This window comes from Pseudoalteromonas sp. S558 (genome assembly GCF_005886635.1).
Taxonomy (GTDB): Bacteria; Pseudomonadota; Gammaproteobacteria; order Enterobacterales; family Alteromonadaceae; genus Pseudoalteromonas; species Pseudoalteromonas aliena.
The window spans coordinates 1-20,357 of record NZ_PNDU01000027.1; the positions used below are offsets into that span (position 1 = coordinate 1).

Annotated in this window: 17 protein-coding genes and 1 pseudogene; 7 read left to right on the forward strand and 11 right to left on the reverse strand. The window is 38.4% G+C overall.

The window, feature by feature from the left end; all coding sequences use genetic code 11:
- Window positions 1–184 precede the first annotated feature (184 nt).
- Complete coding sequence (locus CWB66_RS02320; RefSeq protein ID WP_138584195.1) at window positions 185–619, forward strand: YqaA family protein; 435 nt, start codon at window positions 185–187, stop codon at window positions 617–619.
- Between the two features lie 9 nt (window positions 620–628).
- Here the strand turns inward: CWB66_RS02320 and folX are convergent, their stop codons facing one another.
- The 7 genes from folX to ycaO form a co-directional block, all read right to left on the reverse strand.
- Window positions 629–985: a dihydroneopterin triphosphate 2'-epimerase gene (gene folX, locus CWB66_RS02325; RefSeq protein ID WP_077536589.1), complete on the reverse strand. Its 357-nt coding sequence runs from the start codon at window positions 983–985 to the stop codon at window positions 629–631.
- Between the two features lie 3 nt (window positions 986–988).
- The gene (gene folE, locus CWB66_RS02330; protein WP_077536590.1) at window positions 989–1,543 is read right to left on the reverse strand and encodes a GTP cyclohydrolase I FolE; all 555 of its coding nucleotides are present in this window, start codon (window positions 1,541–1,543) and stop codon (window positions 989–991) included.
- A gap of 25 nt (window positions 1,544–1,568) precedes the next feature.
- Window positions 1,569–2,288 carry a dihydromonapterin reductase gene (gene folM / locus CWB66_RS02335; protein ID WP_138584196.1) on the reverse strand — a complete coding sequence of 240 codons (720 nt, stop codon included), beginning with the start codon at window positions 2,286–2,288 and terminating at the stop codon, window positions 1,569–1,571.
- A gap of 141 nt (window positions 2,289–2,429) precedes the next feature.
- The gene (gene nadE / locus CWB66_RS02340; protein ID WP_138584197.1) at window positions 2,430–3,260 is read right to left on the reverse strand and encodes an NAD(+) synthase; all 831 of its coding nucleotides are present in this window, start codon (window positions 3,258–3,260) and stop codon (window positions 2,430–2,432) included.
- Window positions 3,261–3,327: 67 nt separating this feature from the next.
- On the reverse strand, window positions 3,328–3,957 hold the full coding sequence (locus CWB66_RS02345; protein ID WP_138584198.1) for a YceH family protein: 630 nt from the start codon (window positions 3,955–3,957) through the stop codon (window positions 3,328–3,330).
- Between the two features lie 42 nt (window positions 3,958–3,999).
- Window positions 4,000–7,359: an ATP-binding protein gene (locus CWB66_RS02350; protein ID WP_138584199.1), complete on the reverse strand. Its 3,360-nt coding sequence runs from the start codon at window positions 7,357–7,359 to the stop codon at window positions 4,000–4,002.
- Between the two features lie 107 nt (window positions 7,360–7,466).
- Window positions 7,467–9,227, reverse strand: a complete 1,761-nt coding sequence (gene ycaO, locus CWB66_RS02355) for a 30S ribosomal protein S12 methylthiotransferase accessory factor YcaO (RefSeq protein ID WP_138584200.1) — start codon at window positions 9,225–9,227, stop codon at window positions 7,467–7,469.
- Window positions 9,228–9,383: 156 nt separating this feature from the next.
- Here ycaO and CWB66_RS02360 point away from each other — a divergent pair, with 156 nt between their 5' ends.
- The 4 genes from CWB66_RS02360 to CWB66_RS02375 all read left to right on the forward strand — a co-directional run bounded on the left by CWB66_RS02360 (window position 9,384) and on the right by CWB66_RS02375 (window position 14,524).
- Window positions 9,384–11,669, forward strand: coding sequence for a penicillin acylase family protein (locus CWB66_RS02360; protein ID WP_138584201.1), 2,286 nt, complete (start codon window positions 9,384–9,386; stop codon window positions 11,667–11,669).
- A gap of 57 nt (window positions 11,670–11,726) precedes the next feature.
- Entirely contained in the window at window positions 11,727–12,575 is an 849-nt protein-coding gene (locus CWB66_RS02365; protein ID WP_138584202.1) for an MBL fold metallo-hydrolase, read from the forward strand.
- Window positions 12,576–12,674: 99 nt separating this feature from the next.
- Window positions 12,675–14,207, forward strand: a complete 1,533-nt coding sequence (locus CWB66_RS02370) for a carbon-nitrogen hydrolase family protein (RefSeq protein WP_138584203.1) — start codon at window positions 12,675–12,677, stop codon at window positions 14,205–14,207.
- Window positions 14,207–14,524, forward strand: coding sequence for a DMT family transporter (locus CWB66_RS02375; RefSeq protein ID WP_138584204.1), 318 nt, complete (start codon window positions 14,207–14,209; stop codon window positions 14,522–14,524). Before CWB66_RS02370 ends, CWB66_RS02375 begins: the two co-directional genes overlap by 1 nt.
- 70 nt (window positions 14,525–14,594) lie before the next feature.
- Here CWB66_RS02375 and CWB66_RS02380 read toward each other — a convergent pair whose 3' ends face one another.
- Window positions 14,595–15,473, reverse strand: coding sequence for an EamA family transporter (locus CWB66_RS02380; RefSeq protein ID WP_171037451.1), 879 nt, complete (start codon window positions 15,471–15,473; stop codon window positions 14,595–14,597).
- 269 nt (window positions 15,474–15,742) lie between these two features.
- Between CWB66_RS02380 and CWB66_RS02385 the strand changes: the two are divergent.
- A pseudogene (locus tag CWB66_RS02385) lies at window positions 15,743–16,171 on the forward strand (transposase); the annotation flags it as partial.
- Window positions 16,172–16,325: 154 nt separating this feature from the next.
- Here CWB66_RS02385 and CWB66_RS02390 read toward each other — a convergent pair.
- Complete coding sequence (locus CWB66_RS02390) at window positions 16,326–17,081, reverse strand: metallophosphoesterase (protein ID WP_138584206.1); 756 nt, start codon at window positions 17,079–17,081, stop codon at window positions 16,326–16,328.
- A gap of 14 nt (window positions 17,082–17,095) precedes the next feature.
- Here CWB66_RS02390 and CWB66_RS02395 point away from each other — a divergent pair, with 14 nt between their 5' ends.
- On the forward strand, window positions 17,096–17,896 hold the full coding sequence (locus CWB66_RS02395) for a hypothetical protein (protein WP_138584207.1): 801 nt from the start codon (window positions 17,096–17,098) through the stop codon (window positions 17,894–17,896).
- On the opposite strand, the gene CWB66_RS02400 is transcribed toward CWB66_RS02395, so the two are convergent.
- A complete protein-coding gene (locus CWB66_RS02400; protein WP_138584208.1) occupies window positions 17,877–19,070 on the reverse strand; it encodes a hypothetical protein in 1,194 nt (397 codons plus the stop codon). The genes CWB66_RS02395 and CWB66_RS02400 overlap by 20 nt on opposite strands.
- Complete coding sequence (locus CWB66_RS02405; RefSeq protein ID WP_138584209.1) at window positions 19,061–19,987, reverse strand: serine/threonine protein kinase; 927 nt, start codon at window positions 19,985–19,987, stop codon at window positions 19,061–19,063. Before CWB66_RS02405 ends, CWB66_RS02400 begins: the two co-directional genes overlap by 10 nt.
- Window positions 19,988–20,357: the final 370 nt, after the last annotated feature.

The following is a 20,357-nucleotide window of genomic DNA, read 5'->3' on the forward strand; positions in this document are numbered from 1 at the left end:
ATTATAGCGATAAGAAAATAGCGCAATAACAAGGCTAAAATTATGATACATAGTTGTTCTATATAAATAATTTTTAACGTCGTTAGTGAGTTATTTAATACGCTAGAATGATCATGTTTTTAATAAAATTGGTATTATAAACCCAGCTATAGGCTGGGTTTTTACGTTTAGCCATAAGGGCATTATGTTGTATCTCACGTTATTTATTAGTGCGTTTATCTCTGCCACATTACTGCCCAGCTCTTCTGAGGTGATCATGGTGGGGATGATTACTCAAGGTGAAGTTAATTTATGGCTTATGTGGTGCGTAGCAACATTTGGCAATGTACTCGGGAGTTGCGTTAATTATTGGTTGGGTACGCAGGTGCTGCGATTTAAAGATAAAAAGTGGTTTCCGGTGTCTGAAAGCGGCCTTGAAAGCGCACAAAAGCAATTTAATAAATACGGTGTCTATAGTTTATTATTTGCTTGGTTACCGATAGTAGGAGATCCGCTAACGGTGATCGGAGGCATATTTAAAGTACGATTTAGTCTTTTTTTATTATTAGTAACACTAGGCAAAGGCGCGCGCTATTTAGCGGTTATCGCCCTTGCCGTTGGATTCGAACAACTCATTTAGATACAAAAGTTACTTCGCCCAATCAAGCGTAAGCGATACTGAATCAGCAAAACGCAATGCATGTGGTTTATCAACACGGGCTTTTGCGTAATGAACACTTGGGTGGGTATGGCAAACAGCAAGAATTTCGGCAACTAATTTTTCCAGCAATAAAAAGTGTCCTTGCTCTACTAAACTAATTACTTCTTTTGTGATCACTTTATAATTAAGTGCTTGCTCTACTTCATCGTTTTTACAGGCATCATCTGCAGGGTAGTGGATCTCTAAGTTTATCACTACGTCTTGCTTTTTTTCACGTTCTTCTTGATTAAAGCCGATAAAAGTACGTAGGCGTAAATTAGTAACGTTAATAATTGCATTAGCCATAGGTTAACCCTTTATAAGCTGCAAAAATTCGTTACGCGTTTTAGGATCACTTCTAAAGTTACCTAGCATTACTGACGTTCGCATACTTGAATTTTGTTTTTCTACACCACGCATCATCATACACATGTGCTTTGCTTCAACAATAACACCGACACCTTTAGCGCCAGTAACTTCTTCAACTGCTTTAGCTATTTGATGCGTTAGTTGTTCTTGAATTTGAAAACGGCGTGAAAACATATCAACAATACGAGCAAATTTAGACAAGCCTAATACTTTACCGTTTGGGATATAAGCAATATGGCAACGGCCAATAAAAGGCAGCAAATGATGCTCACACATAGAGTACAGCTCTATATCTTGCACTAAAACCATATCGTCAGCATCAGACGTAAACACTGCTTTATTGGTTATCTCATCAAGCGTTTGGCGATATCCTTGGGTTAAATACTCCATTGCTTTTGCTGCGCGCTTTGGCGTATCAAGTAAACCTTCGCGGTTAACGTCTTCGCCTACTGCGGTGATTATTTTTTGGTAACTTTCTTTTAATTCATTATGCATAAATATCTCATTTTATTTAGCTTATTTACTTTAAGTGACGACCACCATCAATAGGCAAAGAGCGCCCGGTGATGTAATGGCTTTGCAGTAGTAAATCAATGCTATTGATAATTTCTTGGCATCCTGGTTCAATGCCCATTAATGATTTTTTTAGGGTTTTTGCGCGGTATTGCTCATCGTCATGCTCATTAAAAATAATGAGTGATGGAGCCACCGAGTTTACTTTTATATTTGGCGCATATTTAGCGCTGAACGATTTAGTTAGGTTTTCAAGAGCTGCTTTACTTGCCGCGTAAGCTAAATGCTTAGGGCTGCCTGTTTCAACTACGTAGTCAGTAAGGTGAATGATATCGGCCGGAGTCTCCGTTACCTTTTGGTGCGCTAAAAGAAGTTCTGCGCACATCATATTAATTAAATACGGTGTTTTAGCGTGTATACGCATCATGTTGTCAAACAGTTCGGCATAGTCAGGATTATTACTTTCACAATCCCAGCTTGATGCATTATGCACAATTGCGCGTAATGACCGCGTGCGTGTATTAAGCGTCTCTATAAATGTATTAATTCCTGCATCGGTACTAAAGTCAGCATAAATACACACCACACCTTGCTGCTCGAGTTTATCAACCGCATCATGGCGAGTACGGTATGTAATTATAACGTCTTGTCCTTGGGCTATATAATGCTGAGCTAGCGCTAAACCAATACGTTGGCCTGCGCCGGTAATTAAAATGGGCGATGTCATATAATGCAGTGTTCTCTTTGGCGGGTAATTAATAAATATTAGCGTGTTAATTTAATAAAATATACGCAGTCTCTTGATCTGTCGATCAAAAAAGCAATTAATCGCACCGAGCGCTAATTGCTTTATTTTATTAGTTGAACATTAATCGTAAATTGTCGGAATCGGTTGACGTTTATGTTGCGTTCGCTGATAGATGCTAACAAGTTTTTCTTCAACATCTTCAGATATTGATTTACCTTCTAAAAAGTCATCAATTTGCTCATAGCTTAAACCAAGAGCTTCTTCATCTGTAAGTCCAGGGCGATCACTTTCTAAATCAGCAGTTGGGACTTTATTAACTAGCAAATCAGGTGCACCCAATGCTGTTGCAAGTGCACGCACCTGACGTTTAGATAAACCAAAAAGCGGCGCTAAATCGCATGCACCGTCACCAAATTTTGTATAAAAACCAGTAATGTTTTCAGCACTGTGATCAGTACCTACGACTAAGCCTTGGCAAAAACCTGCAATTTCGTACTGAGCAACCATACGTTGGCGTGCTTTAACATTACCTTTAATAAAGTCGATTTGCGCTTGATCGGGTAGTGTTTCACCACAGCCAATTACAGCCGCTATAGCTTGCTCATGAAGAGCATCGGCTGCTGGCTGAACATTTACCGTCATACGTTTGCTTGGTTGAATAAAATCAACCGCCATTTGCGCTTCGTCTTCATCGGCTTGTACGCCATAAGGTAGGCGTACTGCTATAAATTGGTACTTGTGAGTGTTTTGTTCTTTATTCAGTTCGTTTACGGCTAATTGGCATAAACGGCCACAGGTTGATGAGTCAACACCGCCGCTAATCCCAAGTACTAACGATCGCGAATAAGCTGCTACTAAACGTGTTTTAATAAAACCTACTCGACGAGTTATTTCAGCATTTACATCAATCGTTGGCTGAACCTTCATTTCAGCCATAATTTCGGCGCGCATTGCCAGCTCCTTATTGTTAAATCAGTTTATACGCAATAAATTTATTATGTGACTTAGCGTATTTTAGTTAAAGCCCTAAATGATCTTTTATTTGGCGAAGCTCTGCTTTTAATTCGTCTATTTCTGCAAGTAGCTCGTCTAATTCATTATTTTTAAGCGTATCAACTCTTCGTATTGTCTCATTAGTTGTTAAGTTCGATGCTTGATCACCAAATAAATGTACGTAACGACTATCACGTTTACCAGGCTCACGGTCTAGTTTATTTACGTAATCATTTTTTATAAGTTCATTTAACGCGTTTTCTACTTCGTTTACGTTACTAAAATCGGCGAGTCTATTACTGCGGGTTCTTAACTCCCCAGGGGTCTGTGCACCACGTAAAAGTAATAAACAAATTATCGCACGTTGTTGCTCAGAAAATTGCAGATTACTAAACTCGGTATTACAAAAACGGTGGTCGTATTTATTTACGCGACCAGAAAGCCCTTCATCTATTGTAACCAAGCGCATTTCAATTAGTTCGTTGAGTGCATTTTGTACATCATTTTCTGTAAGGTTTAAAACAGGATCGCGATTAGATTTTTGATTACACGCATTCGTTAGCCCATTTAAAGACAGTGGATAATGCTCTGGTGTTGTACTTTGTTTCTCTAATAAACAACCAATAATACGTTGTTGATTTGCTGATAACTGCATAAATAATCTTAAATGAATGACGTATTTTATTAGCTTACACTTTTATCGAGTACCAAGCCATTGCTGAAGTTTGGGTTTTAGATCTGCTAAATCTAGTGGCTTACTTAAATAGTCATCCATTCCCGCAGTTAAGCATTTTTCTTTATCACCCTGCATCGCATTTGCGGTTAAGGCTATTATTGTAATCTTTTTATTATGCTTGCCTGCATCGCCTTTTCTAATTGCGTGTGTTGCTTGATAGCCATCCATTTCTGGCATTTGGCAATCCATTAAAATGAGCTTATAAGGTTCGCCTTGCTTTGCCGTCAGTTTGTTAATTGCCTCAACCCCATTGTCGGCAATATCAAAAATTATCCCCATTTGCTTTAACAAAGCAGAGGCAACGACTTGATTTATTTTATTGTCCTCAACTAATAATAGTTGTGGTGCTGATGAATCAGGCATTAGCGCTTTCGTTAATTTATTCTCTAATTGTGCTTGATGCTGTTGCTGCTCAATGTATTTATCGTTGGTGAGTGAATCAAACAAGTCAGAAGGGGTAAGCGGTTTGAAAATCATGCAATCAAAATCCATTTCTAACTTTGAATCTTCTTGGGAATAGCTCATTGGCGCCATAATAATTAGTTTACAACTTTGCATTGTTATAAATTTTTTAAGCGAGGCTATATGTGATTGAGGCGCTTTTTCAAAAAAGTAATAATCAATTAAAATTGCTTCAGGACCATTTATTACCGTGTGTAAATAATCAAAAACTTGCTGGTAATTACTTATGCATTCAACGTTTGCTCCCCAGATAATGAGCTGTTTATTTGCTGTATTAGTATTTAAGTAGCACTCATCAATAATTAAAATACGTTTGTTTTTAATTAAATGACTTGGTAAGTCTTGCTCTTTACTCAATCTAGGCTGTATCTCTATTGTGAAAGAAAATGTACTGCCTTGGCCTTTAACGCTGGTTACTCTCACTTCGCCACCCATAAGATCACAAAGCTGTTTAACTATCGCAAGGCCTAACCCTGTGCCACCAAACTGACGCGTAGTCGATGCGTCTGCTTGTGTAAATGATTCAAATAATGAACTTTGTTTTTTAGAGTCAATGCCAATGCCAGTATCGATTACTGAGCATTGTAAGAATGAACCATTTGTTGCTTCCTCAACTCTTGCGGTTATTATTACTTCGCCATTTAAAGTGAACTTTACCGCATTACCAATCAAGTTATTTAGAATTTGGCGTAATCTATTTGGATCACTAATTATTTCACTGACAGTAATTTGCGTCGCATCTAAAATAAGTTTGGTATTGTTTTGTTCAGCTTTTAAAGCAAATGATTCAACCACTTCTCCTAACAATCTCGGGAGATTAAATTGCACATTTTCAATGTTTAGTTTACCAGCTTCAATTTTTGAAAAATCTAAAATATCATTAATTATATTCAGTAATGATTGAGCAGATGATTGCGCAAGCTCAATATGGTGCTCTTGTTGCTGGTCTAATTGACTTTGTTTTATGATGTTAAGCATGCCTAAAACGCCATTCATTGGGGTGCGAATTTCGTGACTCATACTGGCTAAAAATTCACTTTTTGCAGCAACGGCTTGCTCTGCAGCCTCTTTGGCTGTTACTAGTTTTTGCTCTGTCTCTATTCGTTGTTGGCTTGAATGTAAGCTGCCAATTAAGGCAGCAACAGCAATTAAAAAGCTTTCTTCGTTTTTAGACCAATAGCGTCTTAATTGGCATTGCTCTGCACAAACCACCCCGATTGCCCCACTGCCTGCGGGAATAATCACACACAACATTGATTTAATTTCTAATGGTATTAAATAGTGATTTTTGATTGGTGCAAGTGTTGGGTGCTCCAAGACGTTAGGGGCATTAAATACCGCAAGGTGATCTATTGCGTTAAAAAAATCGGGAATGTTTTTTCTGAGCCAAATAGGGTCAATGTTATCACTCGGTGCATGTGTACTGTGTATGGCAAAAGGACTTAGTTGAGTTTTATCGTCATTAAAAAACCAAATACTCGCGCGTTTAATATCGAATGCTTGGCAGATTGATTGGGTAATAATGTCTTTTGATTGGCTTAGTTGCCCATTTAAGATTAATTTATTAACGGTAAGAGAGGCTAAAATTTCATTGTGCAGCGCGGTTTTGCTATTTTCTAATTCAATTTTTTTACGGATGTCGATATTTTGTAATGAGCCAAAAATACGCGTACTACGGCCATTTTTTCGCTCAGCTTCGCCATTTACAAGCACCCAAACAGATTCGCCTTCAGCAGTTATGACTTCTAGCTCAACTTCGTAGCTTTCACCATGCTTTATGGCACGTTCAATTAAATGTTTGATTGTTTCTCTGCTTAGGCCTTTTTTAAAGTAACTTAAATCTTTGGGCCATTCAGGTTGGGTTTGCAGAGGATATTTGAATAATTTTTTGGTCATATCGGACCAATACACTTGTTTAGTCTCTAAGTTAAATGACCATGCACCTATTTGAGCTAGGTCGCTCATTGTTTCGAGCATTTTTTCATTTTGTTGTTGGCGATTAAGCATTTTTAAAAAGAACATAAATGCCAAAATTAATAACCCACAAATAATCATCACGGCCAAGCGTAAAGGCCATATAGCTGAGCTTGGAGGGCTCCAACCGGCTTTTGGTGCAACATATAAATGCCAACTCCCGCCTTGAAAGTTTAAAGCAAATTCGAGGGGGGTTTGTTCAACAATGCGTGGATCGCCATAAAAAAACTCCCCTTTTTTACCTAAGCCATTGCGTCCTTGTATTGCAACTAAGTACTCTTTTTCAAGTTCATAAATCCCTGAGTTGCCATAAACTTTGCTAATATCGAGTACCACTGATAACAAGCCCCAAAACTCATGATTAGGTGGCGTATACACAGGTACTCTGGCTATTAATGCTTCGCCGCCTTGTACTAATGTTAATGGCCCCGCCATAATGATCGTGTTCGTATCGCGTGCTCTAATCGCATCTGCACGTTGATTTTTATTAGCTAAAAAATTAAGGCCGATTGCTTTTTCGTTTCCTTTTAAAGGGTAAGTCATCTGGATAATCATATTGGGTGCGCCGCCAATATTACGTAGTTCATTTGATGTATCGAACAAAGGAGCGGCAATTTGTTCAAAGCGTTCTTGTTTTAAATTAGGCTCTGCGGCAACTGCAACGGCTAAACCACGTACTAATTGAATATTAGAAACTAAAGTGGACTCGAGTTGAGCGCGATAGGTACTGACTTCTGACAGGATTTGTAGGCGGTAGGCATCTTTAACACGGTTATAGTTAATATTATCAAGTACAACACCGACTAAGATTGTTAGCGTCAGCGATAACCAAAAGGCAAGCTTAAAGTTATGGACATTTGTTTTACTGTTAGTCGGTGGCGACATTAGCTACATCGTGGTGTTAATTTAGGCAATTCAACTATAGCTAATTTATTACACAAATGAAAATGGCGCCGATCAATATGCGCCATTTTATTTTTATAATTAGTAGTTTAGCTATCGCTAACTTCACGTGCCCAATGATTTTGCTTTGCTACGTGTAACTTGCGGTAACCATCAAGTAATGCCGCATGCTTTTTAAAGCCTTTAAGCGATAAGCCAGGGAAAGTTAAACCGTTAAACTGCTTTTCACCTTCGGCAATTTCAATAGCAAGCGTTACGTTATTAGCGCCAAACATTAAGCCTAGTGCATCTTGGTAATCTGCGTATTCGCGCTCGTCATCGTATTTTATTTCAAGAACTGCTTTTAAGCAGCGGAAGTGGCGCATTGCCTCTTCGTTTACTTGGCCTGTATGAAGTATCCAGTCAACCCAATCAATGGCTTCTTCGCTGCCTGCGGCTAAACATAGGTGCGCTTTAAGTTCACCAATACGCAGTGTGTGCCATGGTGTGTCGGCATCAGTTGCTAAGCCAATAAATTCTGCGGCGCGGATAATATCGCTGTGGCCTGCTTCTTCAAGGCTGTCGTAAATTTCCATCCATTGCTCTGCATCGTACTGATCAAGCGATAGGAATGTTTCACGGAATTTAGCGCCTTCGTTGTTGTTGCGCCAAATAAGCTCATCAACAGGGTAAATGTCTGACATGCCAGGTACTAAAATACGACATGCGTATACGTTTAGGTGCGTGTAATCCATGATGTAGATATCGTGATCCATGCTGTGAATTAGGTCAGTACAGAAGTTATATTCTTGCTCAGTTGTGCCGCTAAAGTCCCAGTGTACAAATTCAAAGTCAGCTTTTGCACGGAAGAAATCATGCGAAATCAAACCGCTTGAATCAATAAAGTGCAGTTCAATGTTTTCAGGCGTTGCTACTTCGTCGTTATCAAAGGTAGCAGGTTGGAATACATCTAGTTGATCAAGACGACGACCTTGTAATAATTCGGTAACGGTACGCTCAAGCGCAACTTCAAATGATGGGTGAGCACCAAAAGAAGCAAATACAGAACCATCTGTTGGGTTAATAAGCGTTACGCTCATTACAGGGTATTTGCCACCAAGTGATGCATCGGCAATACGTAAATGAAAACCATGGCTGCGAAGCTCTTCACACGCTTCGTGAATTTTAGGATATTGCTTAACAACATCTTCAGGCACGATTGGTAAACAAATACCTTCGGCGATGATGCGGTTTTTAATAGCGCGTTCAAATACTTCTGATAAACCTTGTACGCGCGCTTCAAACTTTGTGTTGCCTGCGCTCATACCGTTAGATACAAAAATGTTACCTATAACGTTTACTGGAATGTATACATCTTGGTTATCGCGTTGGCGAGTGTAGGGCAGGGTACAAATGCCACGATCATCATTGCCTGAGTTAAAATCAAAAAGGTGTGATGCGTTCAGCTCACGCTCTGGGTCAAAATAATCCCATAAGCTCTCATCCATAATGCCTTGTGGTACTTCATCGCCTTCAACTTCAAACCATTTTTCAGTTGGGTAATGAGAAAACTCACCATTGGCAAACTCTTCACCTAGATAAAAGTCTGCAAAAAAGTAGTTACAGCTTAAGCGCTCAAAGTATTCACCGAGTGCTGAAGCAATAGATGCTTTGTCGGTTGCGCCTTTACCATTGGTAAACATAACACCGCAGTCGCTGTCTTTTATATGAACCGAATAACAGTTAGCTACAGGGTTAAGCCAAAGCGCTTCTTCAACATTAATGTTTAGGGCTTTAAGCTTGTTTTGCATGGTAGAGATTGACGATTCTAGGTCGCGGTCTTTACCTTTGATAAATGTTTTTTCAGTCATATTGATCTCAACTAGTTCTGCACGATGTGTGGAGCTGACATTATCGTGGATTTTGATGTTTATTTCACCCTTTGCGAGCAAGAACATTATTATTTAATAAAACTGTGGTTATTATATGCTCTCAACGCTTGATGAAAATTATCAAAGGAAAGGTCGATGTTTAAATTAATCAAATGGTTACTGCTATTGACTGTTATTTTAGGGTTGGCGAGTACCGCCGTTGTTTATGGCGTACTTAGCTTAAGTTTACCAGCCCTTGATGGTAACGGGCGTAGTAACGCGGTAGTAGAGCCTGTAAAAATTTCGCGCGATGCATTAGGGCAAGCGGTTATAAACGCAAATAGCCGAAACGACGCTGCCTATGGTTTAGGTTATGCGCATGGGCAAGACCGATTTTTTCAAATGGATTTACTAAGGCGTAATGCCGCAGGTGAGTTAAGTGAGTTATTTGGCGAAGCAGCGCTGGGGCTCGATAAAAAAATGCGTTTTCATCAATTGCGTAAACGCAGCAAAATTATTTTACAAACGCTGCCAGAGGCAGATAAGCAATTACTTAAAATTTATGCGCAAGGTGTAAACGAAGGCTTAGCGCAAGTAGGGTATTCAAGCTTTGAATATTTACTAACAGGTGCAACACAAAAGGCATGGCAAAGTGAAGACAGCCTACTTGTGATATTTAGCATGTACCTTGATTTACAAAGCGCCACATTTGAGCGCGACCAAGCACTCATTCAAATCGAGCAAGCGTACACAAAGCAAATGGTTGATTTTTTAACGCAGCCGAGTAAATACCAAGCTGCACTTGATGGCAGCAAATTAACGCCTTATAGCGGCGGCATACCTACTTTACCAACTCAAACACAACTCGCAGTTAAAAGTATTGAAGCCAACCAAGAGCGTGGCAGTAATAACTGGGCAGTTACGGGGGCGCTTACTAAAACAGGCGCTGGTATGCTGTCGGATGATATGCATTTATCGATGGCAGTACCGGTTATTTGGTACAGAACGCAGCTAAATTACATACAAAATGGAGCGCCTACCCAGGTAACTGGCGTGTCGCTACCCGGAGCACCAGCAATTGTAGTGGGCACAAACAATAATATTGCATGGGGATTTACGAATGGCTATCTAGATACTGCCGATTGGATTGCTTTAAATGACGAGAGTAAAACATGGCAAGTTGATGAATCGATTGCATTACCCGATGGGGAGGTCGAAAACTACTCATTAATACTCAGCCAATACGGTCCTGTAAAATACATTAACGAAAAACCTTATGCACTTAGCTGGGCCGCACATCAACCTTATGCTGTTAATATGCAGTTATTAAAATTAGAGCAAGCCAAAAATGTAGATGATGCACTTGGCGTAGCTAGCGATGTGGGCATTCCGGTGCAAAATTTAATGGTGGTAGATAGCCAAGGTAGCGCAGCGTGGAAAAATATCGGTGGTATACCGGCTCGTAAAACGCCGAGCGAACTTGGCGTAAATGCCGATGATTACAGCGTGCTTTGGCAGGAAAATGAATTAGAACGGCCATTTGTTAAAAACCCACAAAGTGGGCGATTATGGACTGGTAATTCTCGCGTGGTATCGGCTGAGGATAACGCGCGTTTTGGTAATGGTGGCTATGCACTCGGTGCACGTTCGAGTCAAATTCGCGATAGATTATTTGAAAAACAAACATTTGCAGAGAGCGACTTTTACGCACTACAGCTCGATAATCAAGCTCGCTTTTTAATGCCTTGGCATGCTTTGCTATTAAAGCAATTAAAAGCCGATAAAACTAAAAATCAGCAATATATAACCGCGCTCGAAAATTGGCAGCAATGTGCGTGTTCAACCTCCACAGGGTATACCTTAGTTAAGCGCTACCGCAATGAAGTGATTAATATTTTATTTAGTAATATGGAAGACGAGTTAAATAAACAACAAGGCACACTTAAATACGTAAAACGAGATTTAGAGCCCGCAGTTTGGCGGCTTATTAATAACAAACCCGACTCGTGGTTAAACTCACAATTTAAAAGTTGGGATGCGCAATTGCTCGGTGCATTTAACCAAACTATCACTAAACTTACTGAGCAATTTGGTAATAACGTACAAAGTTGGCAGTGGGGCAAGGTAAATGAGTTAGTGATAGAGCATCCGTTTGCAAAGCAAATGCCGTTACTTGCTAAGTTACTCAATATGCCTACAGCACAAGGTTTTGGCGATAGTTACATGCCCGCCGTACAAGGGCGTAGTTTTGGCGCATCACAGCGCTTTATTGCTCAACCTGGGCATTTAGAGCATGCAATTATGGCTATTCCTGGTGGGCAATCGGGGCATCCCCTTTCTGAATTTTATAGATCGGGGTTTAATGATTATGTTGAGGGCAAACATACGCCTTTACTGCCGCAAGAATTAATACATCAAATAGTAATAGAGCCTACGCAATGAACTAAAGTATAGCTAAACACGTTCTATATTAATTAATTCATACAACAGAGAACTAAAATGAAAAAAATACTACCCGCATTAATAACAGGTTTATTACTAAGCACATCAGCGCAAGCCGATGAAGGTCCAGTAACAGCACAAAAATTAAGTGACCATGTATACGTATTATTTGGGCAAGGCGGTAATATTGCGGCCAGTGTAGGTGAAGATGGCATTTATATTATTGATGATCAGTTTGCCAAACTCTCAGATGATATTAAAAAAACCATTAGCGATTTAAAACCAGGCAGCGCAGAGTTTGTTATTAATACCCATCATCATGGCGATCACACTGGCGGCAACGAAAATTTTGCTAAAGCGGGCGCGCATGTTATAGCCCACGATAACGTACATAAACGCTTAAAAGAAAAGCATGGAGAAGGTTCAGACTTTCTACCACGGATCAGCTTTGGTCATGATTTAAAGCTGCATTTTAATAACGAACACGCGCATGTGGTGCATTATGAACATGCACATACCGATGGTGATTCGGTTATCTTTTTCAGTAACGACAACATAGTACACATGGGCGACATTTATTTTAATTTTGGCAGCTTACCGTTTGTTGACGTAGATAGCGGTGGCAGTGTTGATGGTATTTTAGCGGCAGTAAACGATGTAGTTAAACAAATTGACGACAACACGAAAGTAATACCAGGACACGGTAAGGTAAGTGACCGTTCAGGACTGATAGCGTATGGTAAGCTAGTTCAAAACGCGAAAGACGTAATGCTAAAAGCAATGCAAAATAATGCCAGCTTAGAGCAAGTACTTAAAGCCGATCCATTGGCAGAACTTGGTCTTGAATACGCAGGCTGGTTACCAAAAGAGAAAGTAACCACACTTTTTTATCGCAGCTTAAAGTAGTACATCTAAAGTAAAAAACATGATACAAAGCTGAGTGTATTCTTGATTTAATCGAGCATGCATTCGGCTTTTATTTTCTTACGCCTAAAGGAGTTGTGTATGTCGGCAGAAAAAACCCATCTTGAAATTTGTAACTTAACCAGAGAGCAATATCCGCAAATTAAAACCTTGATGGATCAAGCGTATCCCGACTTAGGTGGTGCGTGGCCAAGTCATACCATTTTTAGATTAATAGACCAATTTCCTGAAGGGCAAATAGGTATTGTAGATGACGGCGTGCTGGTGGGCTTAGCGCTGAGCGTACAAGTTGATTACACACGTTTTTCAAACCCGCATACCTACGAAGACATTGCAGATGGTCACGACCGTGTATTTAGCGATACCGACGGCGATGCACTATACGGCTTAGATGTTGCCATTAGTGAAACCCACAGAGGTATGCGTTTAGGCCGTCGCCTTTATGATGCCCGTAAGGAACTGTGCCGCCAATATAACCTACGTGCTATTTTAGCGGGTGGGCGTATTCCGTGTTATTACAATCACAGCAGTGAAATGACGCCAATGGAATACATTGCAAAAGTAGATCAGAGAGAGCTATACGATCCTATTTTAAGTTTTCAGTTATCTAATGATTTTCAGGTAAAGCGTTTACTTAAAAAGTATTTACCAGAGGATCAAGAGTCAGTTGGTTACGCCACTTTACTTGAGTGGAATAACATTATGTATGAGCCAACCGACACGGTACTTGAGTCAACTAAATCAATCGTGCGCGTAGGTGCTGTGCAGTGGCAAATGCGTTGTGTTGAATCAGTTGAAGAAATGCTAAAGCAGGTTGAATACTTTGTAGATACCGTATCTGACTACAAAAGTGACTTTATACTATTCCCTGAGTTTTTTAACGCGCCATTAATGGGGCTAGGAAATCAAAGTAACCAAACTGAGGCGATTCGCTATTTAGCTGAATACACCGAGACGTTTAAAAACGCGATGTCGCGTATGGCAATAGAATATAACGCCAATATTATTACCGGCTCTATGCCACTGGCCGAAGATGATAAAATTTATAACGTGAGTTATTTATGCCACCGCAGCGGTAAAATAGACGAGCAGCGCAAAATACATATTACCCCGCATGAACAAAACGATTGGGTTATTCAAGGCGGTGACAAAATTGCTGTATTTGAAACCGATGCAGGTCGTGTAGGTATTCAAATTTGTTATGACGTAGAATTTCCTGAGCTTTCACGCATATTGGCCAAACAAGGGTTAGATATTCTGTTTGTACCATTTTGGACTGACACTAAAAACAGCTACCTACGTGTTCGCCATTGTGCACAAGCCCGTGCAATAGAAAACGAATGTTATGTGGTTATTGCAGGCTCGGTAGGTAACTTACCTCAAGTAGAAAGCCTTGATGTGCAATATTCGCAATCAGCTGTATTAACGCCATCAGATTTTTCATTCCCGCACGATGCAACACTTAACGAAGCCACGCCAAACACCGAAATGCTATTATTTAGCGATCTTGATATGGATAAGTTAAAAATTCTTCACAGCGAAGGCACAGTGCGTAACTTAAAAGATCGCCGTGAAGATTTATACGAAGTTATATTGAAAAAGAGAGATGCTTAATGGCGTGGATGTACTTAATTATTGCTGGTTTACTTGAAATTGGCTGGCCGATTGGCTTAAAAATATCGCAAAACCCAGAAACCCGATGGCAAGGCATCGCCATAGCTATTGCATTTATGGTTGCTAGTGGCTTTATGTTGTGGCTTGCGCAAAAGCAAATATCAATGGGCACCTCATACGCCGTATGGACAGGTATTGGCGCTGCAGGTACGTTTTTAGTCGGCATATTGTTCTATAACGATGCCGCAACGTTTGGTCGTATTGCGGGAGTATTAATGATTATTAGTGGTGTGATAACCCTAAAAATCAGCTCTTAATTGGTAATTCGAATAAACGCTTAATTATGAATAGCGCAGGTATAAAAGCCTGCGCTTTTTTATGCTGCCATTAATTCGGCAGCATAACCAAAATAGCAGCAATAGCTATAAGTATTAAGCCTGCAGTATCTTGTTTTTTAAGTGGCTGTTTTAACCAAAATACGGCAATTAACATAGTAAAAAACACTTCAATCTGTCCAAGCGTTTTAACATAAGCAACATGTTGTAAGCTCATTGCACTAAACCAGCCAATAGAGCCGATACAACTAAAAACACTAATTGCGGCTGTAGTGCCTTTGTATTGCCAAAGTTTACTGAGCGTTTTTGGCTCTTTTAATAATAAATAGCCAAGTAGTATTAGTGTTTGTAGGCTAATTACAAACAGCAAAACCCAAGCGGCTGAGTGTGGAAATAATAATCCTGAATTTAAGCTCGCTTCTCGTACCCACAACGATGTAAGTGCAAAGCAAGTACCACAAGCAAGTCCTAGTAACGCCGTTTTAGCATTAAAGTGTTTAACGCTTGTTATACCACTGAGCAGTAACACGGCAATAGCGCCAAAAAATACACCAAGCCAACCAAGTAAAGAAAGGGCAGAACCAAAAAACAATACACCTAAAATAGCAGCCACTAACGCCTCGCTTTTGGCAAGACCCGCGCCTACTGCGTAATTGTTCATTTGAAATAGTTTAACCATCAAGCCCGTAGCGAGTATTTGCATAACACTTGCGGCTATAATAAATCCCCAAAAGACATTATTAAACGTAGGCATGGCGGTATCTTGGTATTGATACAAACCATATAAGTACACAGCCGCAATAGGGCCTGCAATAATAAAGCGAGAGAGGGTTACGCCAGCAACACTCACATCGTTACTTAATTTACTTTGCAGGGCATTACGCCATGCTTGCATGAAGGCGGCTAAAAAAGTGAAAAAGATCCAAGTCATGGTATTTGTCGATTAAAAATAAGGTCTTTACGTTAACAATCTTTAGTTATTAATGCGATGCATTAACTGTGATGTTGAATATTCATCATCTGCGACATTATGTCGCACGGGTTTAGGGGCGAATTTAGCTATAGTAGGTCTGATGTTATTGTTAGCCGCCAGAGTTTGTCATAAAACGTATCTGGCGGATTTACTATTACGCTTATACCTAAATAAATCTACATAGATAGTTGCCTAGTTATAGAGTTATTTCTTATCGTGAGAATTAACAAACGCTTTTGGACGAAGCCGCACTTGCCGCCTGTATGGCGTATGTCGATTTAAACCCGATTAGAGGTCAAATGGCAAAAGCACCAGAAGAGTCAGACAATACCAACCAACGGCTAACATCCGGCAAAGATGGCAAGCAACCAAAATAACTGCTTCGCTTTGCTGGGATGCCGCGCCAGATTATACCAAAAGGGTTGCTGTTTGAGCGAACATCGTACCTTGAACTCGTTTAATTAACAGGGCGAATAATGCGAGAGGATAAACGCGGGTATATTGATAATATAAACCTTCCTTTACTCGAAAGACTAAATATACCCCCTGAAAACTGGTTAAAAATCACCACTTAATTTACACGCGTATTTCATGGCGCAGTAGGCATGCCTAGTTCACAAATAAGTTACTGTGAAAATTTAAACAGAAAAGTGTGAGCGAATATCAGTAACTACGAAAAGCTACTAGCGTAAACTTAAACGACTAAGTAAAACTATTCAGTAATAAATCACAACTGCAATCATGCAACCATTTTTATGTGTGTAATTTAGGCTTAACAGCGGCAATACAACTCTATAAAGTGATTGGATTTCAAACATCTATTGAAATATATTTTGGCTCATAACCTAAAGAATGTAGTTTTAGATGTTTTTCACTTACTTCACATATGCTTAAGCGAGGTGAATAAATGCTTTCATTTGGAGGAGAGCCAGCGCCAGTATCAAGGAATAATTGATTACCAAGTAAAACAGGAAGAGCGACACTAGTATGGCCTGAAATTATTAGCTTAGCTCCTTTTGTATAAAATACTAACTTGTTCTTTATAATGTTTCTTCCCCACAGTGCTTGATGTAAAAGCTCCTTATTGAATTCACTTAAATCTTCCTTGGGCCAAGTTCTAAAGGGGTACTCAGCATGTATAATACCGACAAGCCCCATACGGGTATTAATAGTTAAAGTCAATTTCATATTATTTACTATTAACTGCCTTGATAAGATCTTTTCTTCATCTGTAATGGAGTGAAACCAGCTCCCGCCATTTTTTTTCCAGATCATGTTTTTATATAAATTATCATCATCGTATTCCAACAAAAAAAGTTCATGGTTACCTAATACAGAAAAAAACCAATCTTGATTTAAAAGCTTCAAGCATTTGAGGGAGTCGTTTCCTCGGTCAATTAAATCTCCAGTTGCAAACAGTCTATCACTAGAGAAATTAAAGTTAATTTGTTTAAGTAATTGTTGCAGTTCTTTAAATGCGCCATGTAGATCACCAACAAAAAAATCACTCCCTTTTTTATTTTCGGGAAAATACTCATGGCATTTTACTGGAGGGCTCGTATACATAAAGATACTCACTAGTGACTAGGTTTATAGAAATTCATAGCTTAATAGCCTATAATAACCCTTCAAATATTTACTTTAAACAAGAAAATTTAAAAATGGATTTATCAGTTAAAACAATAGGCTGTGATTATGTGTTTGATGATAAACCTGAGCCATTTACAACTGAATTAGAACTAGTTGATAAATTTGAAAAATTGCTTGATGTATTTTCTCACAAAAAAGTGCTGGTTGAGCGTGAGTTTGATTGTGGTTATGGGATTGCGGATGCAGTAATATTTAACTATAAAAGTGATTCTTCATTACTTGATTTATCAAAAATTCAAGACGACTGGGCCTATACTTTAAAATCACTACCATATAGAAAAAATTTTGATGTGTACCTTTTGGCTGAAATGTCAGGAGCCTCTTTAGCTGTGTCAAAAAAAGCACTTAAAAAGTTCATTGAGGCAGGGTATTGCGAAGGAAGAAGTAATGGGCTCTACGTTAAACTTCGTCAACCAAAGTTGCTTTGTACATCTATGATAGCAATTGAAGCTAAGCTTAGGGATTGGAAAAAGGCTATTTGGCAAGCAAACAGATACAAAATATTCTCCAATGAATCATGGGTTTTGTTAGATAAAAAACACTCCAGTGCAGCCATTAAAAATTTACATGAGTTTAAAAGGTTCAATACTGGACTCGCAACATTTTCTCCTAAAGGTTGCTATGAAGTGCACTTCTCCCCTAAAAGAGAAGCACATAAATCGGATTTTGCTTTATGGCGAGCAAATACTTTATTAGCTAAATCCTTAATAGCTAAAGATGATTTTTTTTAAATATCTCAATTGCATTTTTCCACGGTATTAAGTGAGAATCATCACCATGTTTATCTAGCTGGATGTTTATATTATCTATAAGTTTGTGTAACTCTAGTGATTCTTGTATCCAGTTTTTGAGTAATTCATATCTACTTATTAAATCTAAGGCGGATAATTTATTAAGTTGTTCAGAGAATGTTTGAAAGTAATGTTTGTAAAGTATCGGGTTATTAAATGTCGGTGACTTAGTCAATTTGAGCGCTTTTTCTGAATTATCTGTTTCCGTATATATTTCATTCCAAACCTCAGGGCTATGCTCTTTAATTAATTTTGCATCTTCAAAATTAATCCAATTTAATAACTTTGGCATATAGATTCTTGCTTTTGGTCCTCGTCTTTCTTCATCAGATACAACAAACTTGTCTAGTGAAAAGATACGAGTGTTTTCAAAAGCGCCGATTGTTAGAGAAAGATCTTGACCTGCCAATGAGTAAAGTAAGGACTCAGTGTTCGTATATCCCACTATAACTTTTAAATCAGCTTCTATAGTTGAGCGAATTACATTCATATATTCTATTAGAAATTTAGCATCATCAATTTGTTTTTTTTGTCTATCAAATTGGCAAATAAAATAAACCCCATCAATTTCAGGGTAACTCGTGAGCCAATTCAATATGTTTGTTTTATATTCTTGTATATTAAGCATATGAGACGTTATCGGCACAGTAAGGTATATCTCTTTTATGCCTAAAACCCCAGACTTTCTAATAGCATTAAGGAATGGACTCACAAATAGTTCACTTTGCTGTTCAGTATACTTTGGGTTAAGCTGCTCATAAAAACGAGCTGGTATAACAATATCTTTAAAATTATTTTCAACTTGGAAAGAAATGCATCTTTTAGCTGATTCATTTGCAACTGAATTATAGTCAATAGTATTGAATCCCTGCTCCCCAAGAATTGTATTAGGAAAAAAGTCATAAGACTTAAATTTTGGTTTCTCAGAGCTTGGTAAATAAAATTGAGGATCAAAAATAGATGTTTCTTTTAAGCTCTTTGGTAGATCTCTAAGTTTATTAGAAAGGGTATGAACTGGGCTGTAAATTAAACCAGTACCGATTTTGTCTTGTTCAAAGGAGTCACGATTCCAATTTGAATTGTGACCAACTTGATGAAGTAATTTTATTGGCATTGTTTTTCCTTAAGTTTATTGATATCACAAATCAATTTATCTGTAGTTCTATATCTTTTATATGGTTCTTTGTTCATCATCTTAGAAATTATACCTGATAGCTCTTTAGATACACCGTAGTCTTCAAGTCTTAGCGGGAGCATAGAACAAACTCTCTCAAGAATTTCATCAACCAAATTATTACCATCGTTATTGAAAAAAGCTTTTTGTCCAGAAAGCATTTCATAACAAATAGTCCCTATTGAGAACTGATCGCTTTTAAATGAAATATTCTTCTTGTCATTAATTGCTTGTTCTGGGCTTGCATAAAATGGTGTGCAAGGTCCTATAGGGAATAAGCTATTAGTAACACCCTCCGAGCCTTCCTCTCTCAAAATACCTAAATCAATAATTACCAAAGAATAATCATCTTTTATTAATAGGTTATCTGGCTTCAAATCACGATGTACAAGTTTTTTTGGATGTTCCCATAATTCTTTCATTGCTGTTAATATTTGAGTCAAAAAATTAACCACTTTTTTTTCATTATTATATTGAATCATAAGATTTGATAAGGGAGTCGCATCTATTTTCTCTTCGATACTTATAAACCTTATTGGAGAAATGGGGTCATCTGTAATTGGATCTTTTGCTATTACTTCAGTAAACAATAACTTAGGGAAGCAAATACTTTCCAGTGAATTAAGAACTTCAGCCTCTTTCTGGATATATGAGATTGCTGTTCTTGAAGTTGCCTCACTTATTTTCAGAACTACTTCGCCCCAAGCGTTACATTTATCTGGTTCGTATTTTTTTTTCGAAGTAAAGCGACCAAAGAAAACTACTCTTTGACCTGATTTTTTTGCAACATCCATAATGACGAAACTGGGATATAAGTTTTTTATAAATATTCTTAGACTATCGGAGTCTTCTAACACATGTCTTCCTTTCAGGTTAGTTATTTACAGCGCTGTTGTTGGTATAGTAATTAAAATGTTAGTATGAAATTTATTCTACATATAGTTTGGAATAAATAAAGATATTAAAGTTTTAACTTTAGATTTTTGCATATTGCGTGTTTTTTTCTGCGTATTCTCATCAGCTTTGATCACTTGATTTATCATTTTGTAGAGCCGTTTTTAAATTAGCTTAACTGATCACCATCAGTTAATTTTTTTTCGTATTGATTCTCCTTTTGAATTCAACTTAATCGAACCATGAATTTGTAGTGGTCAATAAACCTAGACATCCAACCTAATATTCACACTTTGTGAACACCAGTTTTATTTGTTTAATTAAGGTAGCTGT